This window comes from Mesorhizobium sp. M1050, assembly GCF_040318715.1.
GTDB lineage: Bacteria > Pseudomonadota > Alphaproteobacteria > Rhizobiales > Rhizobiaceae > Mesorhizobium.
The window spans coordinates 121,669-146,486 of the sequence record NZ_JAMYMV010000008.1 but is presented as its reverse complement, the minus strand read 5'-3'; the positions used below and the strand labels follow the sequence as shown (position 1 = coordinate 146,486).

Below are 24,818 nucleotides of genomic sequence, written 5' to 3'. Positions count from 1 at the left end.
AGCACCTGCCTGCCGCAAAACTCATTCCTTGGGCGGCTCGGCGGGAACCGGCGCGCTGCCAAGCCCGCTGATGCTGCGCGCCCTTACGCGCGGCTTGAACGCCCTGCCGGGCTCCGCTTGGCGCCGCAGTACCGGGTGCACGACCGGCTCCTTCGCCTTGAAGGCATAGGCCTTGATCAGCGCGAAATAGTTTGGATAGGCATAGCCATTGTTCATCCGCAGCCACTCGTCGCGACGGTCGCGAAACAGCTTTGGAAGCTGGTACCAGGCTACTGTCGGGCTCTTGTGGTGGATGAAATGCAGATTGTTATTGAGGAACAGGAACGACAGCGGCGAGCGCTCGACGATCACCGTGCGGCCCTCCGGGTGTTCCGACCATTGATGCTCGGCAAACGTGCGGATCGAAATCAGCGACTGGCCGAGCCATACCGGCACGAGAATGTAAAGCCACAGCGGAATGCCGAAGCCGAACTGGACGATCGGCACCACGATGGCAAGCCCGATCGCGTGCAGCAGCCAAGCTCTGCGGACCACCTTGTCGCCAGCGATCATCTGCCTGGCATCGTCGATGAAGAAACCGATGCAGGACAGCCAGGGGCCGAGCACCAGACGGCCGGTCATGGTGTTGTTGATCCTGAGCAGAGATCTCATCGTCGGCGGCAGCTCTTCATGCTGCCACAGCGCCTGATAATAGCTTTCCGGATCGTCCAACGGGTCAGTCAGCCGCTCGTCGGCGTGGTGGCGCAGATGTATGGTCTTGAAGCGTCGGAATGGCCAGACCAGGCCGATCGGCAGGAAGACGAAGGCTTCGTTGACCCGCGCGCTGCGCGTCGGATGACCGTGCAGCACTTCGTGCATGATCGAGGATTGCAGTGCGGCGGTGAAGGCCAGGACGGCGAGCGCGAGGATGGGGTACGATGGCCAGAGCAGGAAACCAGCGGCTAGCCATGTTGCGTAACAGAAGAAAGCGAGAGCCACTGTCGGCCATTCGATAGCCGGTATGCTGTGTCGCCTGATGCTCTTGCCCGTCATGCTATCGACCACTGCCCTCAGTCGCCGGAACCCCAACTGGTTCCTGACAGCATTGTGTCAGGAGAAATGATTCGACTCAACGCGACAAAGTGCACAAGCTGTTGCGATTGCGCATTTTTGACCGCACATGTTATACATTGTAAACAGACTTATGGATTCATTTACGCCTAGGGAGCGCTCGAAGACGCTTCGGCGCAAATTTTTCCTCAATCGGACCGGAGCACCGATATGGACAAGCGTGATCTGTCGACCATCTTTCGCGAACGCCTGAAAATGCTCTTGACACGCTCCGACCTCAATCAGTCGGCTTTCGCGACTGCGGTCGGCATCGATCGCTCGGCGCTGTCGCAGTTGCTGTCAGGCGCCTCGACCCGCCTGCCTCGCGCCGAGACGCTGCTCAACATCGCTGCCGAGTTCAAAGTGTCGCTCGACTGGCTTCTCGGCCTCAGCCAGGACGAGGGCCTCACCGGCGAAATCCGCGAGAGCCTCGAGATCGAGGAGGCACCCGATGGCTTCGATCGCACGCTGCTGGCCAAATGGCATGCCGAGGCCGCCGGCACCAAGATCCGCTACGTGCCGGCCGGCATTCCCGATCTCCTGCGCACCGAAGCGCTGGTCGAGTACGAAGCGGGCATCACCAACAAGAGCCGCCTGGCGCAGGCCGGCGAAACGCAATACCGCATCGACTATAACAGGCGGCCGGAAACCGACATGGAAGTCTGCATGCCGCGCCATACGCTGGAGATATTCGCGCGCGGGCTGGGCGTCTGGGATCGTTTCCCGGAAGCCGATCGGCGCGCCCAGCTGCTGCACATGGCGACCCTGCTCGACGATCTCTATCCGGCATTCCGGCTGTTTCTCTATGACGGGCGGATGCGCTATTCGATCCCCTACACCATCTTCGGGCCCTATCGTGCCGCCATTTATGTCGGCGACATGTATCTGGTGCTCAACGCCACGCAGCCGATCCAGACGCTGATCCAGCATTTCGACAATCTGATCCGCGCCGCCGACATCAACGCGCACGAGGCGGCAGGCTTCGCGCACAGACTGGCCGGCATGTCGTTCCCATCAGGCACTGTCTGAGCCTCGGGATTATGATTCCATGGGCGGACTGGATCCTGCCGTCACTGCTATTTCATTGACTGCACATAAAGACTTCTTTATATCCTTATTCGAATTCGAAACATGAGAGCCAATCCGATGACGACCACCAACCCGATCGATGCGCTGTTGGCTGAAAAGGGTGTGCTGCTCGCCGATGGCGCCACCGGCACCAATCTGTTCGCCATGGGGCTCGAGGCCGGCGAGGCGCCCGAACTGCTGAACGAGACGGCGCCCGACACTATCACCAGCCTGCACCAGAATTTCGTCGATGCCGGCGCCGACATCATCCTGACCAACTCCTTCGGCGGCACTCGTCATCGCTTGAAGCTGCACCATGCGCAGGACCGCGCGCATGCGCTGAACAAGCGCGCGGCCGAGCTCGCGCGCGCTGTCGCCGACAAGGCCGGTCGCAAGGTGATCGTCGCCGGCTCGGTCGGCCCGACCGGCGAATTGCTGGTGCCGCTTGGTGCCATGACCTATGACGAGGCGGTCGACGCCTTCGCCGAGCAGATCGAGGGCCTCAAGGCCGGTGGCGCCGAAGTTGCCTGGATCGAGACGATGTCGGCTCCCGACGAGATCCGCGCCGCCGCCGAAGCTGCCATACGCGTCGGCCTGCCCTACACCTACACCGGGTCCTTCGACACCGCCGGCCGCACCATGATGGGCCTGCTGCCAAAGGATATCCACGGCGTCACCGACGGCTTGTCGGAAGCACCGCTCGGCGTTGGTGCCAATTGCGGCGTCGGCGCATCCGACATCCTGGCCTCGCTGCTAGACATGACCGAGGCGAAGCCGGAGGCGACGGTCATCGTCAAGGGCAATTGTGGTATTCCTGAATTCCGCGGCACCGAAATCCATTATTCCGGCACGCCCGAACTGATGGCCGATTATGTCAGGCTCGCCGTCGATGGCGGCGCCAAAATCATAGGCGGCTGCTGCGGCACCTCGTTCCAGCACCTTGCCGCGATGCGCAAGGCGCTCGACGCCCACACCAAGGCGGATCGTCCGACGGTTGCCGCGATTGTCGAGCGCATCGGTCCGATGCGCAACAAGGTGGCGACGGAAAACACCGCCGAGACCAGTGAAGCCCGCCGCGAGCGCCGCCGCAGCCGCGCCTGATCCTGTGGGTCTTTTACTCGCTGTTGTCGGCGTAGCTCGACTGCGCCGACTTGAAATCGACCAAACTGTCGCTGCGCATCGTCATCAGCGCGCCGGATGAAGTCGGATCGGTGATCTGCTCCAGCATGATGCGGAAGCGGTCGTTGTTCAGCGCCGACATGGCGGTGTGGCGCGCCTGCGCGACATCGTCGCCGATGCGCCTGGATTCGGATGACGGGGCAGATGGAACCGCCGAGGCGTCTCGTGCCGGCGGTATCGAGTTGGCGATAGTCCTGATCTGCAATTTCGCCTCCTCAAGCCCCGTAGACCTATCCCGTGTAGCAAGGAGGAGGTTGCGATCCGGTACCGGAAATGCCGAGCAATTTAACGATCATGCAGGTTAACGCCGCGCTTCGGATCTGTTGAGATTCAGGTCAGACCGAGCCGAAAATGGTGGTTTTCGAGAACCGGAGCGGAGCGTACTTAAAGTACGCGAGCACCGGAAGCGCAGAGAACCTCCATTTGCAGGCCGGTCTCACCTGAATATCAATAGATCCGAAAAAAGGCCGGCAAGGGAATAACCCCTCACCGGCCTGCCTCACCCGCCCGTTGGTCGGTTCCCCTGTCAGAACGATCCCGTCTGAAAGAAACCGGCCGTTATCACCACTACCGGTTACCGCCCAGCGCCGAGGCAAGGCGCACAAGCGAGAGGAACTCGGACCTGTACCCAAACGGGTCGGCTCCTCGAGCGGCAGTGGCGATCTCCATGATCTTGTCGTAACCGAACTTCGCGGTCGCATCCTCGTCGCGCAGCTTCTGGCCGAAGGCGGCAACGGCGACGGAGAAGCGCTGGTCGGTGCTGGCCTGGTCGAAGGACGAAATCTCGTTGGCCGAGGTCACCGGCGTGGTGATCAGCTTCGAGACGTCTTCATTGGGCAGCTTGTAGCGTATCTTGACGAAGGCATATTCGTCCGCATTGGCAACGCCGCCATTGTCCACTGACGCCTGGCCATAGCGCAGCGGATCGATCTGCTCGCCACCGCTGCCTTTCGGCGTGATCTCGTAGATCGCGGTGACGGAATGGCCCGAACCGATATCGCCGGCATCGACGCGGTCATTGTTGAAATCCTCGCGGTTCAACGCCCGGGTCTCATAGCCGATCAGGCGATATTCCGAGACCTTGTTCGGGTTGAACTCGACCTGGATCTTCACATCCTTGGCGATGGTGAACAGCGTCGAGGAGGCATCCTCGACCAGCACCTTTTCCGCTTCGGCCAGCGTGTCGATATAGGCGGCGGTGCCGTTGCCGTTCTGGGCGATGGTCTGCATCATCTGGTCGTTCAGATTGCCGCGGCCGAAACCGAACACCGACAGAAAGACACCGGTCTTGCGCTCTTGCTCGATCAGCCGCTTCAGATCATCGTCGTCGCTCTGGCCGACATTGAAGTCGCCGTCGGTGGCCAACATCACCCGGTTGACGCCATCCTTGACGAAGGATTTTTGCGCCAGCCTGTAAGCTTCCTTGATGCCCGCCTCGCCGGCGGTGCTACCACCGGGCGTCAAATTGTCGATGGCACTGAGTATCTTGTCCTTTTCGGACGCCTTGGTCGGCTCCAGGACTGTGCCCGCATCACCGGCATAGGTGACGATCGAGATGGTGTCGTCGGCCTTCAGCTTGCTGACCAGCAGCCGGAAAGCCGACTTGAGCAGCGGCAGCTTGTCCGGCTCGTCCATCGAGCCCGAGACATCGATCAGGAAGACCAGATTGGCCTTCGGCTGCTCGGTCGGCTTGACGTCAAACCCCTTGATGGCGACATGCATCAGCCTGGTGTGTGTGTTCCACGGCGTCGGCATCACGCTGACGGTCGCGTTGAACGGCGTCGACGCTGACTCCGGTCCCTTCCAGTCATACGGGAAGTAGTTGATCATCTCCTCGACGCGCACCGTATCGGCCTGCGGCAGGGTGCCCTGCTTCAGCGAGCTGCGCACGAAGGAATAGGAGGCTGTGTCGACGTCGATCGAGAAGGTCGAGACCGGATCCTCGAGTGCTGCATGCACCGGATTGGTCTTGAAATCCTCGACGCGGTCGCGGTTCTCTTCCTGTGGCGCCAGCTGGTCGGCCGGCATGGTGGCAGGTTGCTGCGGCGCCACCAGCTTGGATTCGGCCTGGATACGGGCGGCACGCGACGTGCCATCGGCCTTTGGAGATGGCATAAGGCCCGTCACCACTCTGCCAGACGGCGCGGCTCGGCTATCCAGTGCGAACTCGCCCGTCGGGGCTGGCGCCGGAGGTGCAATGTTCATCTTTCCAGCGTTAGCGGCGTCCTGGCGGGGAGCGCCCGTCGCCGATTCCTGCTGTGTCGCACCGCCGGTAACGGTCGATTCGGATTTCGGCGGCGAGGTCGGCGCCACAAGCGCATCGGTGGCATCGCGGCTTTCCACATCGGCGTCGGCCTTCTTGTCCTTCGCCAATTCGGTGGGAGCCGGCTTCGGCTCGGCGGTCGTCGGCTTTACTGTCTCCGGCTTGTCGGCCAGCGTCTCGCTAATCTTCTCGTCGCCGCCGAATTTGGGCGGCTGCTCCCTCAGCATATGGAAGGTGGCGTATCCGGCGATCGGCAGGGCGACGAGCCCGGCAAGGGCCGGCGTGGCAATGAGTTTCTTTTGCATGATCTCGCTCCAGAGCTTTTGTGCTCGCTCTGTGAGACGAAGCCCGCCAACCGATCCTTGGGTGACAGCTGAAATATTTTCCTGATCATATGCGCGCAGAGCGGCTTCAAAGGCATGGGCCTTCGCGCGCTCGCCCGGCGCCGGCGCCGCGATATCGCGCAGTCTCTTGAGTTCGTTGTCGTCGACCATGGTCACACTTCCCCGGCCGTGCGCATCAGCGTCTTCAGCCGTTTCTTCGCTTCATGGATGTGCCAGGAAACCGTCGTCTCCGAGATCGCCATCGCCTCGGCGGCGGCCGCGTGGCTCAACCCTTCACCATAGACCAGCAGCACCGCGTCGCGTTGCTTGTCCGGCAGCCGCCTGACCGCCGCCCACAACGCCTCGGCCGGGTCTTCCGGTTCGACCGAAGCCGCGCCCGAGATCAGCGCGTGAACGCCGTAGGCCTCTGTCTTGGCCATGTCGCGCGCGGTCTTTCGCATCATGTCGCGCGCGGCGTTCAGCGTCACGGAATAGAGCCATGTCGTAAAGGCGCCGCCGCCGCGATAGTCGCGGATCGCCTTGCCCAACCGCACGCAGACTTCCTGGGCGATGTCTTCGGCGTCCGCCTTCTTGCCGCACCAGCGATAGGCGGCGCGATAGACGAAGTCATAGTGCCTTTCCAGCAATGTGCCGAAGGCCCCCCTGTGTCCGCCCTTCGCCCGCCCTATCAGTTCGGCGTCGGAGGCTTCGCTTTCATCCAGCATCATCGCCATCATTTGCCTGTTGGACGAAGGCTAATGGCGATTCCTTTGGGCAATGGAAAGATTTTTTTGGAAACAGCCGGATCGTGACCATCAACGCCCGCTTGACACATCTATATCTCGGCGGTTATACGTTAAATCAATAGCTGGCGAGTTATCAATCCAATGACCAACGCTCATGATGTCCTCTTCAGAACGCTCTCCGATCCGACGCGTCGGGCGATCTTCGAGCGCCTGTGCCGCGAGGGTGAACAGACGGTGGGGGCGTTGACGGCTCAATCCGGCGTGTCACAGCCGGCGGTGTCGAAACATCTCGGTCTGCTCAGGCAGGCCGGGCTGGTGCGCGATCGCCATGAGGGACGGCAGACCCACTATAGCGCCCAGCTCGCAGCGCTTTCCCCACTGACCGACTGGACGAACCAGATGAACGCGTTCTGGCAGAGCCGGTTCGACGACCTCGAAAATTTGCTCAAAAGAATGGACCAATGACCAACACTGCAACCGAAACGCGCTCGGTCGTCGTCGAACGCGAGATACCTTATCCGGCCGAAAGGATCTGGCGCGCGCTCACCCAACCGCATCTGATCGAGGAGTGGCTGATGAAGAACAACTTCAAGCCAGTCGTGGACCACCGTTTCAATCTCAGCGCCGACTGGGGCGGCGTCACCTGTCAGGTCCAAACGGTCGAGCCCAACAAAACGCTGTCCTACACTTGGGATACCAAGGATCTCGAGAGCGTGGTCACCTGGACGCTTACCGCTACGAGCAAGGGGACCCATCTGCGCATGGAACAGACGGGCTTCCGGTCGGATCAGCAGCCTTACTTCCGCGGCGCCACGGTAGGCTGGCAAAGGTTCCTCACTGCCCTGGAGGATGTGCTGGCGCGGCTGGATTGAAACCGCCGGCAAGCGGATCGCTGGTCCGCTGCGGCTCGTCTGACGGGAGGTCTCATTGGACTGGAACAAATGGATCCGGCAAATTCATCGCTGGCTGTCGATCATCTTTACGCTGACTGTCATCGCCAACTTCGTCACCATGGCATTCGGGCAGCCTCCCGCTTGGGTGGTCTACTCACCACTCTTGCCGCTCTTCCTGCTGCTGTTCAGCGGCCTCTACATGTTCGTGCTGCCCTATGCCGCCAACCGCGCGCAGCATGCGGGCGGATAGGAGTGGCAGAATGGCCAAGACGCCGGGACAATCGACCAAGGCCAGTGCCGCACCGGTCCTGCTGTCGGGCGGCAACCCGCAGATAGCCAAAGGCGACGGCGACGCCCCGGTGCAAGCATACATCGCCGCAATGCCGGGCTGGAAGCGCGGCCTAGGCGAGCGCCTCGACGCACTCATCCAGCGCAACGTGCCTGACGTGCGCAAGGCCGTGCGATGGAACTCGCCATTCTACGGCATCGAGGGCCAGGGCTGGTTCGTGTCGTTCCATGTCTTCACTCACTACGTGAAGGTGACCTTCTTCAGCGGCATGTCGTTGCAGCCGATCCCACCCGGCGGCACGGCAAAGAGCAAGGATGTGCGCTGGATCGACATCCGCGAAGACCAGTTCGACGAGGCGCGGATGGCGGACTGGGTGAAACAGGCCGCGGCCCTGCCCGGCTGGATCCCGCAGCGACCGAATACGACAGAGGAGAAATAGCTATGAAGATCAAGCTGACCAGCGTGTACGTGGACAACCAGGAAAACGCTCTGCGCTTCTATACCGACGTGCTCGGCTTTATCAAGAAAGCCGATTTCAGCAATGGGCCCTATCGCTGGCTGACCGTTGCATCTGCCGAAGAACCCGACGGGACCGAGCTGCAGCTCGCGCTCAATGACAACCCGGCCGCCAAGGCCTATCAGGAAGCTATCTTCAAACAGAGCCAGCCCGCGGTTATGTTCTTCACCGACGACGTCAAGGGCGACCACGAGCGCATCAAGGCGAAGGGCGCAGCATTCGCCATGGCGCCGACCGAGGTCACGGGTTCAACGATCGCCCAGCTGAACGACGGCTGCGGCAACCTCGTTCAGATCACTCAGTTGGCGCGCTGGTAGTAGGCGGCAGTTGAAGCCCATCGAGACACAGGAAGGCACACAATGAGCCCATCCGAACAGATCGACCAGCTGATCGCCGGCCTCACGGACTGGCGCGGCGAGACGCTCGCCGGCATCCGCAAGACCATCCTTGCAGCCAACCCGGACATCGTCGAGGAGTGGAAGTGGATGGGGAGCCCCGTATGGTGCCTGGACGGGAACATCTTGGTCGGCAACGCGCACAAGGACAAGGTGAAGCTCACCTTTTCCCATGGCGCCAGCCTGCCCGATCCAGACAAGCTGTTCAACAACGGTTTTGGCGGCAAGGTGTGGCGGGCAATCGACATCTTTGAGGGCGATAAGCTCGATGAGGATGCCCTGAAAGAGCTCGTCCGTGCCGCTATCGACTACAATCAGGCCAAAAAGAAGAAGAAGGCGCCGGTGGTTACTGGAGCAAAGCCACAGAAGTAAAACTAACAAGCCCGTCGTGGATCGGCGCTAAGCTGCCTGCCCCGCCACCCAGCCCGACGACCATGCCCATTGGAAATTATAGCCGCCCAGCCAACCCGTGACATCGACGACTTCGCCGATGAAGAACAGGCCCGGCACGGATTTCGCCTGCATCGTCTTCTGGTCGAGTCCGTTGGTGTCGACCCCGCCCAGCGTCACTTCGGCGGTGCGGTAGCCTTCTGAACCGGCCGGCTTGATGCGCCATTCATTGACCGCGGCGGCGACGGTTTTGATCTGGGCGTCAGAAAGATCGGCGAGGTTACCGTCGAGCCCGGTTCGCTCAGCGATCGATTGTGCAAGCCGCTTCGGCAGATGATTTGCCAGCACTGTCTGCACCGCTTGCCGTCCATTGCCGTGCTTGGCGGCGCGAATGAGGTCCGCCACATCCATCCCCGGCAGCATGGCGACGCGGATTTCATCGCCCTCGCGCCAATAGGACGATATCTGCAGGATGGACGGTCCGCTGACGCCGCGATGCGTGAACAGCATCGCTTCAGCGAACCGCGTGCTGCCGCAGGCGACTTCCGCGTCGACGGCGTTGCCAGCCAGGGGCGCCAACCGCTCGAGCGTGTTGGCGTCGAAGGTCAGCGGTACCAGCGCCGGCCGCGTTTCGACAACAGCAAGGCCAAACCGTTCCGCAAGCTCATAGCCGAAACCGGTCGCCCCCATCTTGGGGATCGACTTGCCGCCACAGGCCACAACAACGGACTGGCAAGTGACCGTGCCCGTGGAGAGGGTGAGCATAAACCCCTCGGCGGTTTTGCGGACATCCTCAACCTTGGTCGACAGTGCCAGCTCCACGCCCCTGCCCTGCATTTCCGAGACCAGCATATCGATGATCTGGCGTGCGGAGCCGTCGCAGAACAACTGCCCAAGCGTCTTCTCGTGGTAGGCAATGCGGTGGCGTTGGACGAGCGCGATGAAATCGCGCTGTGTGTAGCGGCTGAGCGCCGAAATGCAGAAATGTGGATTGCCCGAGAGAAAATTTTTCGGGCTGGCATGGATGTTGGTGAAATTGCACCGGCCGCCGCCGGAGATGCGGATCTTTTCGCCAGGCATTGCCGCGTGATCGAGGATCAGCACCGAACGGCCGCGTTTGGCCGTCTCCACGGCGCACATCATTCCGGCGGCACCCGCGCCGATGATCACGACATCATAGGATTGCATCAGCTATTCGTTCCCGCTCGACCCGCTCATCCGGGGCCGCGCCATTTGTGCTGCCTGATACAGCGAACGAGACGGGCAGCCAACAGGCAAGAACAGCCGCGGAAGAGCAGAGCTAGTAGGCGCTGCCTGGGAGCGGCGGCAAGGTGAAAATCATCTGCCGCCGCCGCTCATTCTTCGTTCCATCGGTCGTGCGGTCGTAATCGCATGGCGCTCCGCGCAGGGCGATCTGTGCGATCAATGGAATAGGCCACGTCGCTATGACGGTGCGCGCAGATAGTCATCTTCTGACCTGGCAGTGAATCCCGACATTAGACGAGCGTCTCGGCGAAGAACTCCGTCAATCGCTTCCAGTGGCGCTCCGCACCTACGGCATTGAAAGCGCTATGGGCACACACCAGCCATGCGCCACGCCGACGTAGTTCTCGATGAGGTAGTCGACGTCCGCCACCCTGAGCGCCTCGGCCAGTCGTGCCGACTGTTCCGGCGGGAAACTTCTGTCGGTACCCGACATGCCGACATAGACCCGCGCCTTGATGGAGGCTGCCTTGCGATGCGGGCTGTCGGCGGCATCGCTGGCCAGATTGCCGCCGTGGAAGCTCGCCGCGGCCCTTATCCTGTCCGGATAGGTCGCGGCGGCATTCAGTGCCCGGCCGCCACCCATGCAATAGCCAACGGTGCCGATGCGTCCAGTGATGCCTTCAGCAGCCAGAGCGTCGAGGAATGCACCGCTGTCGCGGATGGTCATCTCCTGCGTCGTACCACTGACCAGCGCCGTCAGCGCTGCCTTGGTGTTTTCCTCGACGAAGGCGGTCTTGGCGTCGAACGGCCCGTAAGGCGCATTTCGGTAGAACAGGTCCGGCACCAGCACTGCATAACCTTCATTGCCAGCCGCTCGGCCATGCTGACGAGCGCCGGCCGCGGACCGAAAGCGTCCTGATAAAGAATGACGCCGGCCTTGGTCGAAGATGCCTTTGCCGAACGGAAAAGCCCTGCCTTGGCAACGCCATCCCTGGTCTCGATGTGAAGGTGTTGTTTCGTCATCGCCCGGCTCCGTTCGGTTGTCGTGCGATACATATCCGGCCAAGCCGATACGGCAAGGCGCTCTCTAAACCTGGTAGTCAACATATCGTGCGGGATTGGGTGTCGGCCTACAGCCCCGCGAATGCCGCCATGTGGAAGACTTGAACTTCCGCGGGATAGCGATAGGCCGTGGCATAGGGACAGGCATTGCGATCGAGGCAGCCGCCGGCACGGCACGGTTCGCCGTCCGCCCCTCGTGCATGCGCCAAGCAGGACTGATAGGCGAATCCTTGCGGGGAATAAGCAGCGACCGGACAGGACTTCAGGCAGGGCTTTTCGACACAGGTATCGCAAAGGTGGGGCGCTGCCTCGGCGGCCCGAACCGGAAGCTCGTCCTCGAACAGCAGCGCGCCGCGATAGGCGTGCCAGAGCCCGTATTGCGGATGCATGAGGATACCGAGCGGTGAAGGCTTCAGCCCCTCCGCTCGCATCGCCCATTGCTGGAACGGCAGGTAAGGCGTGTCGGAAGGCGAAACGGCGCGCACCCCGAATGTCTTCGCCACGGCACCGATCACTCCGCGCGACCAGCTGTCGAGCGGATTGGCGATTTTCTGCGGATGCTTTTCGCGCCAACGCATGAAATGCGGCCAGGGAGCGGCACCCGCCTGCCCCACCAGCAGAATGGCTCTGGCCGGCGCGCCCGATGATCCCGTTGGCGAGGCTTCGCCAGGCGCAAAATTGAAACCGCCGCGAAGAACGAGGCCGTTGGCGAGAAACGCCCCAGCGATGCTGTCAACGCTGCAGGCAGGCGTAGTCATTCCTTTTTGACCGGATCGGAGAAAGCGCTCCGCCAGACTTCCTTGTGGATGATGTTGGCGACTTTAGCCCCGCCTGACTCGGGCTCCTTTCAAGTGAAGGCGTCGGGCATCGATCCCTTCTTCTTGGCTATGAAGTCTTTCAAGGCTTCGTCGATGCTCGGATCGAGATGCGGCGCCTCGTAGCTCTCCAGCCAGCGGCGGGCAAGCTCGTTGGCGCGCTGCGGTGCGGTCTTCTCGCCTTCGGCCAGCCACTGCTCATAGGAATTGTTGTCGGCGATATTGGAGCGGTAGAAGGCGGTCTGGAAATTGGCCTGGGTGTGGTCGCAGCCGAGATAGTGGCTGCCTGGCCCGACCTGGCGGATCGCATCCATCGCCTGGCCGTTTTCCGAAAGATCGATGCCCTCGGAGAATTTCTGCGTCATCCCGAGCTGGTCGATGTCCATCATGAATTTTTCGTAGCAGGAGGCGAGCCCGCCCTCGAGCCAGCCGGCCGAGTGTAGCACGAAGTTGGTGCCGGCCAGGATGGTCGAGTTCAGCGTGTTGGCGCTTTCATAGGCCGCCTGTGCATCCGGAACCTTCGACGCGCAGAGCGAGCCGCCGGTACGGAACGGCAGGCCGAGACGGCGCGCCAGCTGTGCGGCGCCATAGGAGACCAGCGACGGCTCCGGCGTGCCGAAGGTCGGCGCGCCCGACTGCATCGAGATGGATGACGCGAAGGTGCCGAACAGCACCGGCGCGCCCGGCCGGATCAGCTGCGTGAACGATGCTCCGGCCAGCACCTCGGCCAGAACCTGCGTCAGCGTGCCGGCCACCGTCACCGGGCTCATCGCTCCAGCAAGGATGAATGGCGTGACGATGCAGGCCTGGTTGTGGCGCGCATAGACTTTCAGCGCGCCGAGCATGGTCTCATCGAACACCATCGGCGAGTTGGCGTTGATCAGGCTGGTCAGCACCGTGTTGTTCTCGACGAAATCGTCGCCGAACACGATCTTGGCCATGGCGACGGTGTCTTCGGCGCGCTCCGGCGCGGTCACTGAACCCATGAACGGCTTGTCGGAATATTTGATGTGGCTGTAGATCATGTCGAGATGGCGTTTGTTGACCGGCACGTCGACCGGCTCGCACACAGTGCCGCCCGAATGGTGGATCGACGGCGCCATATAGGCGAGCTTCACGAAATTCCGGAAATCCTCGATAGTCGCGTAACGCCTGACACCATCGAGGTCACGCACGAAGGGCGGACCGTAGACCGGCGCGAAGACCGTGGCATTGCCGCCAATCTGCACCGAGCGCTCGGAATTGCGGGCGTGCTGGGTGTAGACGGACGGTGCGGTCTTGAGCAGCGAACGGCAAAGCCCTTTCGGAAAGTGCACGCGCTCGCCCTTGACGTCGGCGCCCGCCTCTTTCCAGAGCTGCAGCGCTTCGGCATCATCACGGAAGATGATGCCGATCTCCTCGAGCACCGTGTCGGTGTTCTTCTCGATCAGCGCCAGGCCTTCCTCGTCCAGCACCTCATAGAGGTTGATCTTGCGCTTGATGTAGGTGAGCTGGGTGCCGGGGCCACCGCCCGAACGTGCTGCGCGCCGGGCAGCAGCACCGCCGCTAGCGCCGCGCCCGCGTCGCGCGTTTGACGCCTCCTGATCGACTGCCGCGTGTTCGCTCATGGTTGTTCTTCCCTGAATTTGTTCTTGTCTGGAATCCGTAGCGACTGCCTCTCGCCGCTTCCTGCCAGATCGTAGCTATGCACCCTATTCGAAACGGCCCGCCAGCGCCAACGCCTGTCGCAAAATCGACAAGAATTGCAAGAGATTTGCGGTCGCTTTCCTTTTGCGGGAAGTCGCAAATCAGCTATGGATACATGCCCCTAGCGGGTTAGGAATGACCGTGAATATTTGGTGCCTTGCGACGCAGTCGCGATGCCGGCAGGAGTTCGATACAAATGTCCGACGACGAGATCATCCTTTCCGAACTTTCCGACGACGAGTTGGTGCAGCAGATGCACGACGATCTCTATGACGGGCTGAAGGAAGAGATTGAGGAAGGCACCAACATCCTGCTCGAGCGCGGCTGGGCGCCCTACAAGGTGCTCACCGAAGCGCTGGTCGAAGGCATGCGCATCGTCGGCGAGGATTTTCGCGACGGCATCCTGTTCGTTCCCGAAGTGCTGCTGTCGGCCAATGCGATGAAGGCCGGTATGTTCATCCTGCGTCCGCTGCTCGCCGCCACTGGTGCGCCGAAGCAGGGCAAGATGGTGATCGGGACCGTCAAGGGCGACATCCATGACATTGGCAAGAACCTTGTCGGCATGATGATGGAGGGCGCCGGCTTCGACGTCATCGACCTCGGCATCAACAATGCGGTCGAGAAATATCTCGATGCGATCGAGAAGCATCAGCCAGACATCATCGGCATGTCGGCACTGCTGACCACGACCATGCCCTACATGAAAGTCGTCATCGACACGATGAAGGAAAAGGGCATCCGCGACGACTATGTCGTGCTGGTCGGTGGCGCCCCGCTGAACGAGGAATTCGGCAAGGCCGTCGGCGCCGATGCCTACTGCCGCGACGCGGCGGTGGCGGTGGCGGTCGAGACCGCCAAGGATTACATGAAGCGCAAGCACAATGTTCGCGCTTCGGCCTGAGCCGGCCCCGAAATGCTCCATGAAAGAAGCCGCGCCTTGCAGCGCGGCTTTTTTGTCCCCAGATGATGAGGAAGGCTGCGCGTGGATCAAGGCTTGGTGACGGTGTCCTCGACTGCCTTGGCCGTCGACTTGACGTCCTTGCCGACGCCGCGGACAGTGTTCGCGCAAGCCGTAAGGGCTAGCGCGCAGGCCAAGATGGCAATCGGCGCGATGCGTGGCAGTTTCATGAACGGTGTCTCCCTCAACAGATAAATCAGCACCACAGCAACGAAAGCCGACTCGACTGGTCCCATGGCCAAGACGCAAACAACGAAACCGAATCAAGACGACAGGCTGCTCGTTATCGCCTGTGGGATGATTGCGCGCGAGGTTCTGGCCGTCAAGGAGCAGCTCAAGCTCGATCATCTCGACCTGACTTGCCTGCCGGCGGAGTTCCATTTCTATCCGGACCGCATAGCGCCGGCCATGGACAACGCGATCGAAAAGGCCAGGGCGGACGGCTATCAGCACATCTTCGTCGGCTATGCCGATTGCGGCACCGGCGGCATGCTCGACCGCGTCTGCGAGAAGCATGGCGTCGAACGCATGGCAGGGCCGCACTGCTTCGCCTTCTACCAAGGCATGGACGCCTATGCGAAGGTCGCCGACGACGACATGATGTCGTTCTACATGACTGACTTCCTGTGCCGTCAGTTCGACGCCTTCTTCATGAAGCCGCTCGGCCTCGACAAGCACCCGGAGCTGATCAAGGATTATTTCGGCAATTACGAGAAGCTGATCTATCTGGCCCAGACCGATGATCCGGAGCTCAACAAGGTAGCCGAAAAGGCTGCGAAAATGCTCGGTCTGGTCTATGAGCGCCGCGCCACCGGCTATGGCGATCTGACGGCCGGAGTGGCGCAGGCCGCTGCCGGCACCGGCTAGGCCGCCCCGCGCGGCGCCGTAGACCCGGTCGATCGAGGAAAATATCGTCCAGCCCTTTCGCGCGTAGGGGCCCGGAAAATCCGGGAAATTGCGCACTACGACCGACGGAGCATCGGCGATCAGAGCGCTGCTCGCCGGCCGCCACCGCCGCATCGAGCAGGTTGAGCGTGCCTTGCACATTCGTGGCGACGAAATCGCTGTTTGCGCGGCTCTCTATGTTGGGCTTGTGCAGCGCGCCGCTGTGAATGATCGCGTCGATCTGGTTTTCCCTGACCGTCCGCATGACAAGGTCGCGATCAGCGATCGAGCCGACAAGGCGCGTCTCCGCCGATGGCGCAGGATCGAGCCCGGTGACGTCATGCCCAATCGCGCGCAGGCGCGGTGCCAGTGCGCTGCCAACTAACCCCGACGACCCCGTGAGCAAGATTCGCATTCGTCACACCATGATTTTTGACCGTGACGCTGTTAAGCACGGATGACAGGCGCCAGCGACCCGATAGATTATGCACCAGCCGGCACTGCGCCAGACTTCAACCGGGAGGCTTCCTATGACACTTCGCCCGCTGTTCGCCCTTGTCGGCCTGCTCTGCTGCACTCTTCCTGCCTTTGCCGACGGCGAGGTGCAGAAACTCATCACTGCCGCCGACAAGGCGCGGCTCGACAAATATGGCGAGACGCGCAAGGCAGCGCTCGCCGAGGCGAAAGCGGGTGATCCGGCCGAAGTCAGGCAGCTCGACACCTTGCTGGCGAAGCCGCTGGTTTCCTTCTCCGACAAGGGCCTGACCGGGAACTGGCAGTGCCGCACGATCAAGGCCGGCGGCCCTTTGCCGCTCGTCATCTATGGCTGGTTCAAATGTAAGGTGACCGACGACGGTTCCGGCTGGCGGCTGGAAAAGATCAGCGGCTCACAGCGCACCAAGGGCCGTTTCTTCGACGATGGCGAGAAACGTGCGATCTATCTCGGCTCCTTCTATGTCAACAGCGATCCGGCAAAGCCCTATGGCAGCGGCCCGCAAACCGACCAGGTCGGCTATGCCTTCCGCAACGGCGCCAAGGAATGGCGCATCGAATTCCCGGCGCCGTACTATGAATCGAAGCTCGACATCATCGAGTTCAAGCGCTGACCGTGTATCGAAGAGCTGATCACCAAGGATTAACCCGAACGCCCTAGCATCCGCCCATTGTCGAGAACGGGTTGCTTGGAGGGGGCAAGATCCATGGCAGCATCAGAATCCAGTACGCGGATCGTGGTCGTCACCGGAGGAGGCCAGCATGTCTGGGCTATCGTCAACGCGATCACCGACCGCGTCGGCCCTGTCAGCGTCGTCCTCGAAACGCCTGAATCCAAAAAGCAATTGCTTCGTGGTCGGGCTCGCCGTCAGGGTTGGATCTCCGCCGTGGGCCAACTTGGCACGATGGTGCTCAGCAGACTCGGCAAACGGCTTCTCGCCAGCCATGCCGCCCGGCTGATTGCCGAAGAAAAGCTGGAGGTCGAGCCGCGGCGAGGCCAGGAAATCATCCATGTTGCTTCGGCCAACGGGCCGGAGTGCCTCGAGGCGATCAACAAGCTCCAGCCTGGCGTTGTCCTGCTTAACGGCTGCAGGCTGTTATCGAAGGGCATGTTGGCCAGGATGCCTTGCCCGGTGCTCAACTATCACGCCGGCATTACGCCGAAATACCGCGGCATGAACGGCGGCTATTGGGCACTGACTTCAGGCGATCCGCAGAATTTCGGCACTACCGTGCATCTGGTCGATGCCGGCGTCGACACTGGCGGCGTGCTGAAACAGGTGCACGGTCAGCCGAAACGCGGCGACACCATCTCCAGTTACGCGCTTCGTCAGGCCGCGTTCTCGCGCGACATCTGCGTCGAGGCGATCAGCGACGCGCTGGCCGGAAAACTCACCACCATCGACCCGGGCCTGCCGTCGCAACAATGGTATCACCCGACGATCTGGTTCTACCTCTGGACCGGCCTGAGAACGGGCATCTGGTAGCGCGTTCTTCTCCCGGATCCGCATGCCGCGCGCCGGCTTCTCCAACGCGTCGAACCGGCCGCCGGCACGCGCCGCAAACGAATAAACGCACCTTTCATTTTACGACATCCAAATGCGTCGCTTTTGAATGCGCGCGCGTCGTCCCATAACAAGCGGCCCAACTGCGGTTGCGGCAATGCTCGGATATTGCATCGGCCCGAATATCGGAATCGATCTTCGGAAAGCCCGATGCAGCAGATTGAAGTGGTAGAGCGTCCTTTGTGCGTCCAAGCGGACGGGAGGCGTTCTACGGGAGCGAGAATTCATGGCCGATCTGATCGTCGTCTACTGGCGCGACATTCCTGCCCAGGTGATCGTCAAGAAGGGTCGGCAGAACGCCAAGCGCGAACTGCCGCTGCGCTTCACCGAGGCGATCGACATGTGCGCTATGCGCACCGGCGCCGGTGGCACTGACGACTATCTGGCCGAATGGCGCAAGGCCGATCCCGTTCCGGTCAGCGATGACCTTGAAGCCGAGGTCGAGAAGGCCTTCAACGATATCGACACGAAATATGACCGCGAGCGGCTTGTCGGTCTGGTCAAGGCGGGCGGCAAGGAAAATGTCTGAAACCACCCCGGCGATTACCCAGGCCACTTTGGTCAAGAAGGCAGCGCCAAAATCCGACTACAAGCCGGCTGACGTGTCGCCGCAGCGGCGCGTGCAGCGTTCCTTCGCGGTCAGATTATGGTCTGTGCGGCACTCGCGATTGCTCGAATGGTTCTACGCCAGATTCGCCGACATGTTCCTGACGCTCCATCCCCTGTGGAAAGGCATCGGCTACGGCCGCGTCGAAGGACCGATCAAATTCGTCGAGAAGCGCGTCAAGGGCTTCATGTTCGACTGCCGCATGTGTGGCCAGTGCATCTTGTCGTCGACCGGCATGTCGTGCCCAATGAACTGCCCCAAGCAGCTGCGCAACGGCCCTTGCGGCGGCGTGCGCGCCAACGGCAATTGCGAGGTCGAACCCGATATGCCCTGCGTCTGGGTCAAGGCCTGGGAAGGCTCGCAGAACATGGTTCACGGAGACAGGATTCTGACGGTGCAGAAGCCGGTCGACCAGTCTCTGCGTGAGACCTCGGCGTGGCTGCGGGTGACCGCGCAGGCCGCCGCCGCGCGCGAAGCCGCCGCTGCCGCCAAGAATGAGGCGGCAAACACCGGGGCATCGGCATGATCGGACGCCAGCGCGACGAGAACCCGGCCGGTATCCACCTGCCGCTCGACCCCCTGCCCGGCCACACCTCGCGCGGCCGGCTGGAGCGCGTGCTTCGGCGCGGCGAGTTCGCGGTGACGACAGAGCTCAATCCGCCCGACAGCGCCGATCCGCAAGACGTCTATAACCGCGCCAAGATCTTCGATGGCTGGGTCGACGCCATCAACGCGGTCGATGCATCCGGCGCCAACTGCCACATGTCGTCGGTCGGCATCTGTGCGTTGCTGACCCGCATGGGCTATGCGCCGATCATGCAGATCGCCTGCCGCGACAAGAACCGCATCGCCATCCAAGGCGATGTGCTGGGCGGGGCTGCGATGGGCGTCGCCAACATGCTGTGCCTGACCGGCGACGGCGTTCAGGCCGGCGACCAGCCCGGCGCCAAACCGGTGTTCGACCTCGACTGCATGTCGCTCTTGGAAACCTGCCGCATCATGCGCGACAACGGCAAGTTCCTGTCAGGCCGCAAGCTTACGACGCCGCCTCAGCTTTTCCTCGGTGCTGCGATCAATCCTTTCGCGCCGCCGATCGACTTCCGTCCGCATCGGCTGGGCAAGAAAATCGCCGCCGGCGCGCAATTCGTGCAGAGCCAATACTGCTTCGACGTGCCGATGTTCCGCGCCTACATGCAGAAGGTGCGCGACCTCGGCTACACCGAAAAATGTTTCATCCTGGTTGGTGTCGGGCCGCTCGCCTCGGCCAAGACTGCCAAGTGGATCCGATCGAATGTGCCAGGCATCCATATTCCCGATTCGATCATCAAACGGCTGGAAGGCGCCCAGGACCAGAAGAAGGAAGGCAAGCAGCTCTGCATCGACATCATTAACGAGGTGAAGGAAATATCAGGCGTCTCCGGCGTCCATGTGATGGCCTACCGGCAGGAGGAATATGTCGCCGAGATCGTTGATGAATCGGGCGTGCTGAAGGGTCGCCAGCCGTGGAAACGCGAAATCCGTCGCGACGACCAGCTTGTCGCCGACCGGCTCGACAGCATCTTGCACGACGACATTACCGAAACCCAGGTGGACATGGTGAAGACCGCGCACTGATAGCGCACGACCACCGGCTCGCTTGAACGAAAACAGACAACGATATAAAGAAATCTTTATATCATGGCGGAGAGAATTCATGACCCGTACCATCGTCGCCTCGGCGACACGAGAAATCATCATCGGCTTCGACCAGCCGTTTTGCGTGATTGGTGAACGCATCAATCCGACCGGCCGCAAAAAGCTGGCGGCCGAGATGATCGCGGGCAATTTCGAGACCGTCATCAGGGATGCGCTCGAGCAGGCAGCCTGTGGCGCCACCATGCTCGACGTCAATGCCGGCGTAACCTCGGTCAACCCGAACGAGACCGAACCCGGCCTCTTGGTGCAGACGCTGGAAATCGTCCAGGGACTGGTCGACTTGCCGCTGTCGATCGACAGCTCGGTGTCCGCCGCGATCGAAGCTGCGCTCAAGGTCGCCAAGGGCCGGCCGCTGGTCAACTCCGTCACCGGCGAGGAAGAAAAGCTCGAAGCCATCCTGCCGCTGGTCAAGAAATACAATGTGCCCGTCGTCGCCATCTCCAACGACGAGACCGGCATTTCGATGGATCCGGATGTGCGGTTCGCCGTTGCCAAGAAGATCGTGCAGCGCTGCGCCGATTTCGGCATTCCCGCCCATGACGTCGTCGTCGATCCTCTGGTCATGCCGATCGGCGCGCTGGGCGATGCCGGCCGTCAGGTGTTCGCGCTGCTGCGCCGTCTTCGCGAGGAGCTCAAGGTCAACACCACGTGCGGCCTGTCCAACATCTCGTTCGGCCTGCCGCATCGCCACGGCATCAACGCCGCCTTCATCCCAATGGTGATCGGCGCCGGCATGACGTCGGCGATCATGAACCCGGTGCGGCCGCAGGAGATGGAAGCCGTGCGCGGCGCCAATGTGCTCAACGGCACCGATGAGAACTGCACCAATTGGATCCGCACCTACAAGGACTACAAGCCGGCCGAGGGCGGCCAGGCGGTCGCCGCGCCGACGCAAGTCAACGCGCCGGGCGAAGGCGCCAACAATGGCGGCCGCCGCCGTGGCGGCCGTGAAGCTCGGATGGGTCGAGGATAAGCGCGCAATCGTGAACTCACCTGCAAATATCACCGATCCGCTCGTGCTGTTCATGCCGTCGGGCAAGCGCGGGCGGTTTCCTGTCGGGACGCCGGTGCTTGATGCCGCGCGCCAGCTCGGCGTCTACGTCGAAAGTGTGTGCGGCGGACGTGCCACCTGCGGGCGCTGCCAGATCGAGGTGCAGGAAGGCAATTTCGCCAAGCACAAGATCACCTCCTCCAACGATCACATCACGCCCAAGGGCGCCAAGGAAGAGCGCTATGAGCGCGTCCGTGGCCTGCCCGAACGGCGCCGCCTCTCCTGCTCGGCGCAGATCCTGGGCGACCTCGTCATCGACGTGCCGCAGGACACAGTCATCAACGCGCAGACGATCCGCAAGGATGCCGACACCAGGGTGATCGCCCGCGATTCAGCGATCCGCATGTGCTATGTCGAGATCGAAGAACCCGACATGCATAAGCCGCTTGGCGACCTCGACCGCCTGAAGATCGCGCTGATGCACGACTGGGGCCTGAAAAGCCTCGATTTCGATTTTTATCTGCTACCGCAGGTGCAAGGCATCCTGCGCAAGGGCAATTGGACCGCCACCGCCGCGATCTACAAGGATGCCGACAGCGAGACCGCGCGTGTCGTGGCACTTTGGCCCGGTCTTAAGAACGAGGCCTATGGGCTCGCCTGCGACATCGGCTCGACGACCATCGCCATGCATCTGGTGTCGCTGCTGTCGGGCCGCGTCGCCGCTTCGTCCGGCACCTCAAACCCGCAGATCCGCTTCGGCGAGGATCTGATGAGCCGCGTCTCCTATGTGATGATGAACCCGGACGGCCGTGAAGGCATGACGGTCGCCGTGCGCGAGGCGATCTCCAGTCTTGTCGACAAGGTCTGCGCCGAAGGCAACGTCCAGCGCAACGACATCCTGGATTCCGTCTTCGTCGGCAATCCGATCATGCACCATCTGTTCCTTGGCATTGATCCGACCGAGCTTGGCGGCGCGCCCTTCGCGCTCGCCGTTTCGGGCGCGGTGCACATCAAGTCATCGGACATCGGCCTGAAGCTCAATCCGAGCGCCCGGCTCTATATGCTGCCTTGCATCGCCGGCCATGTCGGCGCCGACGCGGCGGCGGTGACGCTGTCGGAAGGTCCGCATCGCCAGGACGAGATGATGCTGATCGTCGACGTCGGCACCAATGCCGAGATCGTGCTTGGCAACCGCACGCGCGTCGTCGCGGCCTCCTCACCCACGGGCCCAGCCTTCGAAGGTGCTGAGATCTCCGGCGGCCAGCGAGCCGCGCCCGGCGCGATCGAGCGCGTACGCATCGATCCCGACACGCTGGAACCAAAATACCGCGTCATCGGCTCGGACCTGTGGTCCGACGAGCCGGGCTTCGTCGACAGCGTCCAGGCAACCGGCGTCACCGGCATCTGCGGCTCCGGCATCATCGAGGTGGTAGCCGAGATGTATCTCGCCGGCATCATCTCGGAAGACGGCGTCATCGATGGGGGGCTTGCGGCCCGCTCGCCGCGCGTCGTCGCCAACGGCCGCACCTTCTCCTACGTGCTGAAGGAAGGCTCCGCATCGAAGGAAGATGGGCCGAAGATCACCATCACCCAGACCGACGTGCGCGCCATTCAGCTCGCCAAGGCAGCGCTTTATGCCGGCACCAAGCTGTTGATGGAAAAACAGAACACCGAGCATGTCGACCGCATCCACTTCGCCGGTGCCTTCGGTTCCTTCATCGATCCGAAATACGCCATGGTGTTGGGTCTGATCCCGGATTGCGACCTCGACAAGGTTTCAGCGGTCGGCAACGCCGCCGGTGCCGGCGCCCGCATGGCGCTGCTCAATCGCGGCTATCGCCGCGAGATCGAAGACACGGTCAGCAAGATCGAGAAGATCGAGACGGCGCTCGAACCGAAATTCCAGGAGCATTTCGTCTACGCCATGGCGCTGCCCAACAAGGTCGATCCATTCCCGAAACTATCGGCTGCGGTGAAACTGCCGCCGCGCAAGACGGTCAGCGAGGATGGCGTTGCCGGCGATGCCGCCCCGCGCCGGCGTTCGCGCGAAGGCCACGAGGGGCGGCGGCGTGGTCGGGAGCAGTAAGGGCGCAAGAGGAAATTATTCGAGTCATCGGACGCCTCACTTTCTCATGAACATTGGCGGCGCAGCACTGACTTCGGCATAATTTCATTTGTATGCAAATGTTTCCAAATCGCGACGACTTGGAAACCAAACCGCCGTTTTAGCGAAATCCGTCTGATACATGGCAGGTGCATTTACCCGGACATCGAAAGGCGGCCGAAGATAGTCCTCGGCCCCGCTCGTCAAGGGAGATGAAAATGTCGATGTTTGGAAATCTCGGTCGCTTCGGTGTGACCATCAGGCAGACCCACGCCAGAAACAAGACGATCCGCGCGCTGAACAGCCTGCCGGCTCATGTCCAGAAGGACATTGGTTGGCCGGCATCGCCGCCGAACGATCCGCAAGCCGCGCTTGCCTCGCTGCTTCTGGGTACGTCGCGCTGATGACCTTCGCCGACAAATGCAAATTGCTCGGCATGCGCCGCGGACCTCGCATGGCCCCGACAATCACCAGCAACCGGCTGCGTGCCGCGCTTTTGCCGCATCGCCGACCTCCGCGCGCGGATCACACCACCGTGTAGATACACAAATCTTGACATTTTCAGCGACGGCACAATCTTCAGAAATAGAGGGGTTCTCTTAGTCGGCTTTGGCCGAAGTTCGTGTATCAGCATGCCAAGTCTGAAAAGCCACGTCGTGTCTTTCGTGCTCAGGCACAGCCGCAAGAAGGCGTTTTCCAGCCCGGAGAACCTGCAGCGCTGGATCGCCGCCGCACGCAAGACCGAGGATCACCAGCCTCCTGTCTCGCTGCGTCAGCGGCTTAACGTCGAGATGCAGACGATCGATGGCTTCCCCGTCTATGAAATCGCCCCCAGGGCCGGCGAGCGGAAGCGGATACTGTATCTGCACGGTGGTGCCTATGTCTTCGAAATCACGCCCTATCATTGGCACCTGATCGCCGACATGGCCGACCGGCTGGGCTACGGCATCACCGTACCGATCTACCCCATCGCCCCCGAACACGATTTCCACGCCATGTTCGGCATGGTCGGCGACGTCTACCGCCAGGTGCTCGACGAGACGGAGGCCGAAGACATCGTCTTCATGGGCGATTCCGCCGGCGGCAACATGGCCGTGGTGCTGACCATGATGGCCGCAGAACAGCGCCTGCCGGTGCCGTCGCGCCATGTGCTGATTTCACCCGGCCTCGACGTGTCGCTTGCTAACCCCGAGGTGTTTGCGGCCGAACGCGACGACCCATGGCTGGGCATTGCGGGCGGGCGGGAGGCAATCCGCCTTTATAGTGCAGGAATAGATCCGTCAGACTGGCACATCAGCCCGCTCTATGGCGATCTGTCGGTGCTGCCGAAAACGCTGCTGTTGACCGGCTCACGCGATTTGTTGACGCCCGACAATCTGATCTTCGCGCAAAAGGCGCGTGCCGCCGGCGTCGAAGTCGATGTCGTCTACGAGAAAGGCATGTTCCACGTCTGGCCGTTGATCGATATGCCGGAATCACGCCGCGCCCGCCAGCACATCGTCGCATTTCTCAGTGAGGACCGCTTGCCGATCAGGCAAGACATGAGAACCAGCCTCGAGGCGCCCTCCGCCGCGGCGGCGGAGTAGCGCTTCTGCTTTCA

General features: G+C 61.8%; 28 protein-coding genes and 1 pseudogene. 19 read left to right on the top strand and 10 right to left on the bottom strand.

Annotated features, from left to right (window positions below; genetic code table 11):
• Positions 1-21: 21 nt before the first annotated feature.
• Entirely contained in the window at positions 22-1,032 is a 1,011-nt protein-coding gene (locus NKH57_RS07590) for a fatty acid desaturase (RefSeq protein ID WP_352728521.1), read from the bottom strand.
• Between the two features lie 228 nt (positions 1,033-1,260).
• Between NKH57_RS07590 and NKH57_RS07585 the strand changes: the two genes are divergently transcribed.
• Positions 1,261-2,118, top strand: coding sequence for a helix-turn-helix domain-containing protein (locus tag NKH57_RS07585; protein WP_023757729.1), 858 nt, complete (start codon positions 1,261-1,263; stop codon positions 2,116-2,118).
• A gap of 117 nt (positions 2,119-2,235) precedes the next feature.
• Entirely contained in the window at positions 2,236-3,258 is a 1,023-nt protein-coding gene (bmt, locus tag NKH57_RS07580; RefSeq protein ID WP_352943120.1) for a betaine--homocysteine S-methyltransferase, read from the top strand.
• A gap of 13 nt (positions 3,259-3,271) precedes the next feature.
• Here the strand turns inward: bmt and NKH57_RS07575 are convergent, their stop codons facing one another.
• From NKH57_RS07575 to NKH57_RS07565, 3 genes are all read right to left on the bottom strand, one after another.
• A complete protein-coding gene (locus tag NKH57_RS07575) occupies positions 3,272-3,541 on the bottom strand; it encodes a hypothetical protein (RefSeq protein ID WP_352943117.1) in 270 nt (89 codons plus the stop codon).
• Positions 3,542-3,903: 362 nt separating this feature from the next.
• The gene (locus NKH57_RS07570) at positions 3,904-6,093 is read right to left on the bottom strand and encodes a YfbK domain-containing protein (protein ID WP_352943114.1); all 2,190 of its coding nucleotides are present in this window, start codon (positions 6,091-6,093) and stop codon (positions 3,904-3,906) included.
• A gap of 2 nt (positions 6,094-6,095) precedes the next feature.
• The gene (locus NKH57_RS07565; RefSeq protein ID WP_352943111.1) at positions 6,096-6,656 is read right to left on the bottom strand and encodes an RNA polymerase sigma factor; all 561 of its coding nucleotides are present in this window, start codon (positions 6,654-6,656) and stop codon (positions 6,096-6,098) included.
• A gap of 153 nt (positions 6,657-6,809) precedes the next feature.
• Between NKH57_RS07565 and NKH57_RS07560 the strand changes: the two genes are divergently transcribed.
• Genes NKH57_RS07560 through NKH57_RS07535 form a run of 6 tightly spaced genes read left to right on the top strand, consistent with a single transcriptional unit; the run spans position 6,810 to position 9,134 of the window.
• The gene (locus tag NKH57_RS07560; RefSeq protein ID WP_023757734.1) at positions 6,810-7,133 is read left to right on the top strand and encodes an ArsR/SmtB family transcription factor; all 324 of its coding nucleotides are present in this window, start codon (positions 6,810-6,812) and stop codon (positions 7,131-7,133) included.
• Positions 7,130-7,540, top strand: coding sequence for an SRPBCC family protein (locus tag NKH57_RS07555; RefSeq protein WP_352943108.1), 411 nt, complete (start codon positions 7,130-7,132; stop codon positions 7,538-7,540). The genes NKH57_RS07560 and NKH57_RS07555 overlap by 4 nt, the downstream gene beginning before the upstream one ends.
• Positions 7,541-7,595: 55 nt before the next feature.
• Positions 7,596-7,811 (top strand): hypothetical protein, encoded by a 216-nt coding sequence (locus tag NKH57_RS07550; protein WP_023757736.1) that lies wholly within the window; start codon positions 7,596-7,598, stop codon positions 7,809-7,811.
• Between the two features lie 10 nt (positions 7,812-7,821).
• Positions 7,822-8,289 (top strand): DUF1801 domain-containing protein, encoded by a 468-nt coding sequence (locus NKH57_RS07545; protein ID WP_352943105.1) that lies wholly within the window; start codon positions 7,822-7,824, stop codon positions 8,287-8,289.
• A 2-nt stretch (positions 8,290-8,291) separates the two neighbouring features.
• Positions 8,292-8,684 carry a VOC family protein gene (locus tag NKH57_RS07540; protein ID WP_352943102.1) on the top strand — a complete coding sequence of 131 codons (393 nt, stop codon included), beginning with the start codon at positions 8,292-8,294 and terminating at the stop codon, positions 8,682-8,684.
• 42 nt (positions 8,685-8,726) lie between these two features.
• The gene (locus NKH57_RS07535; RefSeq protein WP_352943099.1) at positions 8,727-9,134 is read left to right on the top strand and encodes a DUF1801 domain-containing protein; all 408 of its coding nucleotides are present in this window, start codon (positions 8,727-8,729) and stop codon (positions 9,132-9,134) included.
• Between the two features lie 27 nt (positions 9,135-9,161).
• On the opposite strand, the gene NKH57_RS07530 is transcribed toward NKH57_RS07535, so the two are convergent.
• From NKH57_RS07530 to NKH57_RS07515, 4 genes and pseudogenes are all read right to left on the bottom strand, one after another.
• Positions 9,162-10,340: a BaiN/RdsA family NAD(P)/FAD-dependent oxidoreductase gene (locus NKH57_RS07530; protein ID WP_023757740.1), complete on the bottom strand. Its 1,179-nt coding sequence runs from the start codon at positions 10,338-10,340 to the stop codon at positions 9,162-9,164.
• Positions 10,341-10,648: 308 nt separating this feature from the next.
• Positions 10,649-11,381, bottom strand: a pseudogene (locus tag NKH57_RS07525) (dienelactone hydrolase family protein).
• A gap of 107 nt (positions 11,382-11,488) precedes the next feature.
• Positions 11,489-12,178: a hypothetical protein gene (locus NKH57_RS07520; protein ID WP_352943097.1), complete on the bottom strand. Its 690-nt coding sequence runs from the start codon at positions 12,176-12,178 to the stop codon at positions 11,489-11,491.
• A gap of 89 nt (positions 12,179-12,267) precedes the next feature.
• Complete coding sequence (locus NKH57_RS07515) at positions 12,268-13,842, bottom strand: trimethylamine methyltransferase family protein (protein WP_352943094.1); 1,575 nt, start codon at positions 13,840-13,842, stop codon at positions 12,268-12,270.
• Between the two features lie 275 nt (positions 13,843-14,117).
• Between NKH57_RS07515 and NKH57_RS07510 the strand changes: the two genes are divergently transcribed.
• A complete protein-coding gene (locus tag NKH57_RS07510) occupies positions 14,118-14,822 on the top strand; it encodes a cobalamin B12-binding domain-containing protein (RefSeq protein WP_352943092.1) in 705 nt (234 codons plus the stop codon).
• 86 nt (positions 14,823-14,908) lie between these two features.
• Here NKH57_RS07510 and NKH57_RS07505 read toward each other — a convergent pair whose 3' ends face one another.
• Complete coding sequence (locus tag NKH57_RS07505; RefSeq protein ID WP_352943089.1) at positions 14,909-15,049, bottom strand: EncA/B family entericidin; 141 nt, start codon at positions 15,047-15,049, stop codon at positions 14,909-14,911.
• A gap of 64 nt (positions 15,050-15,113) precedes the next feature.
• On the opposite strand from NKH57_RS07505, the gene NKH57_RS07500 reads away from it, so the two are divergent.
• Positions 15,114-15,746, top strand: coding sequence for a DUF1638 domain-containing protein (locus NKH57_RS07500; RefSeq protein ID WP_352943086.1), 633 nt, complete (start codon positions 15,114-15,116; stop codon positions 15,744-15,746).
• On the opposite strand, the gene NKH57_RS07495 is transcribed toward NKH57_RS07500, so the two are convergent.
• The gene (locus tag NKH57_RS07495; protein WP_352943083.1) at positions 15,631-16,179 is read right to left on the bottom strand and encodes an NAD-dependent epimerase/dehydratase family protein; all 549 of its coding nucleotides are present in this window, start codon (positions 16,177-16,179) and stop codon (positions 15,631-15,633) included. The genes NKH57_RS07500 and NKH57_RS07495 overlap by 116 nt on opposite strands.
• A gap of 115 nt (positions 16,180-16,294) precedes the next feature.
• Between NKH57_RS07495 and NKH57_RS07490 the strand changes: the two genes are divergently transcribed.
• The 9 genes from NKH57_RS07490 to NKH57_RS07450 all read left to right on the top strand — a co-directional run bounded on the left by NKH57_RS07490 (position 16,295) and on the right by NKH57_RS07450 (position 24,804).
• A complete protein-coding gene (locus NKH57_RS07490) occupies positions 16,295-16,870 on the top strand; it encodes a DUF4893 domain-containing protein (RefSeq protein ID WP_352943080.1) in 576 nt (191 codons plus the stop codon).
• 93 nt (positions 16,871-16,963) lie between these two features.
• Positions 16,964-17,743, top strand: coding sequence for a formyl transferase (locus NKH57_RS07485; RefSeq protein ID WP_023757748.1), 780 nt, complete (start codon positions 16,964-16,966; stop codon positions 17,741-17,743).
• Between the two features lie 304 nt (positions 17,744-18,047).
• Positions 18,048-18,350 carry a virulence factor gene (locus NKH57_RS07480; protein WP_023757749.1) on the top strand — a complete coding sequence of 101 codons (303 nt, stop codon included), beginning with the start codon at positions 18,048-18,050 and terminating at the stop codon, positions 18,348-18,350.
• The gene (locus NKH57_RS07475) at positions 18,343-18,954 is read left to right on the top strand and encodes a methylenetetrahydrofolate reductase C-terminal domain-containing protein (RefSeq protein WP_352485596.1); all 612 of its coding nucleotides are present in this window, start codon (positions 18,343-18,345) and stop codon (positions 18,952-18,954) included. Before NKH57_RS07480 ends, NKH57_RS07475 begins: the two co-directional genes overlap by 8 nt.
• Complete coding sequence (locus NKH57_RS07470; protein WP_352943075.1) at positions 18,951-20,042, top strand: methylenetetrahydrofolate reductase; 1,092 nt, start codon at positions 18,951-18,953, stop codon at positions 20,040-20,042. The genes NKH57_RS07475 and NKH57_RS07470 overlap by 4 nt, the downstream gene beginning before the upstream one ends.
• 79 nt (positions 20,043-20,121) lie before the next feature.
• Positions 20,122-21,096, top strand: coding sequence for a methyltetrahydrofolate cobalamin methyltransferase (locus NKH57_RS07465; protein WP_023757752.1), 975 nt, complete (start codon positions 20,122-20,124; stop codon positions 21,094-21,096).
• The gene (locus NKH57_RS07460; RefSeq protein WP_352943072.1) at positions 21,047-23,200 is read left to right on the top strand and encodes an ASKHA domain-containing protein; all 2,154 of its coding nucleotides are present in this window, start codon (positions 21,047-21,049) and stop codon (positions 23,198-23,200) included. Before NKH57_RS07465 ends, NKH57_RS07460 begins: the two co-directional genes overlap by 50 nt.
• A 236-nt stretch (positions 23,201-23,436) precedes the next feature.
• Positions 23,437-23,622 (top strand): hypothetical protein, encoded by a 186-nt coding sequence (locus NKH57_RS07455; RefSeq protein WP_352943069.1) that lies wholly within the window; start codon positions 23,437-23,439, stop codon positions 23,620-23,622.
• A 228-nt stretch (positions 23,623-23,850) separates the two neighbouring features.
• Positions 23,851-24,804 carry an alpha/beta hydrolase gene (locus tag NKH57_RS07450; protein WP_352943066.1) on the top strand — a complete coding sequence of 318 codons (954 nt, stop codon included), beginning with the start codon at positions 23,851-23,853 and terminating at the stop codon, positions 24,802-24,804.
• The last annotated feature ends 14 nt before the right edge of the window (positions 24,805-24,818 follow it).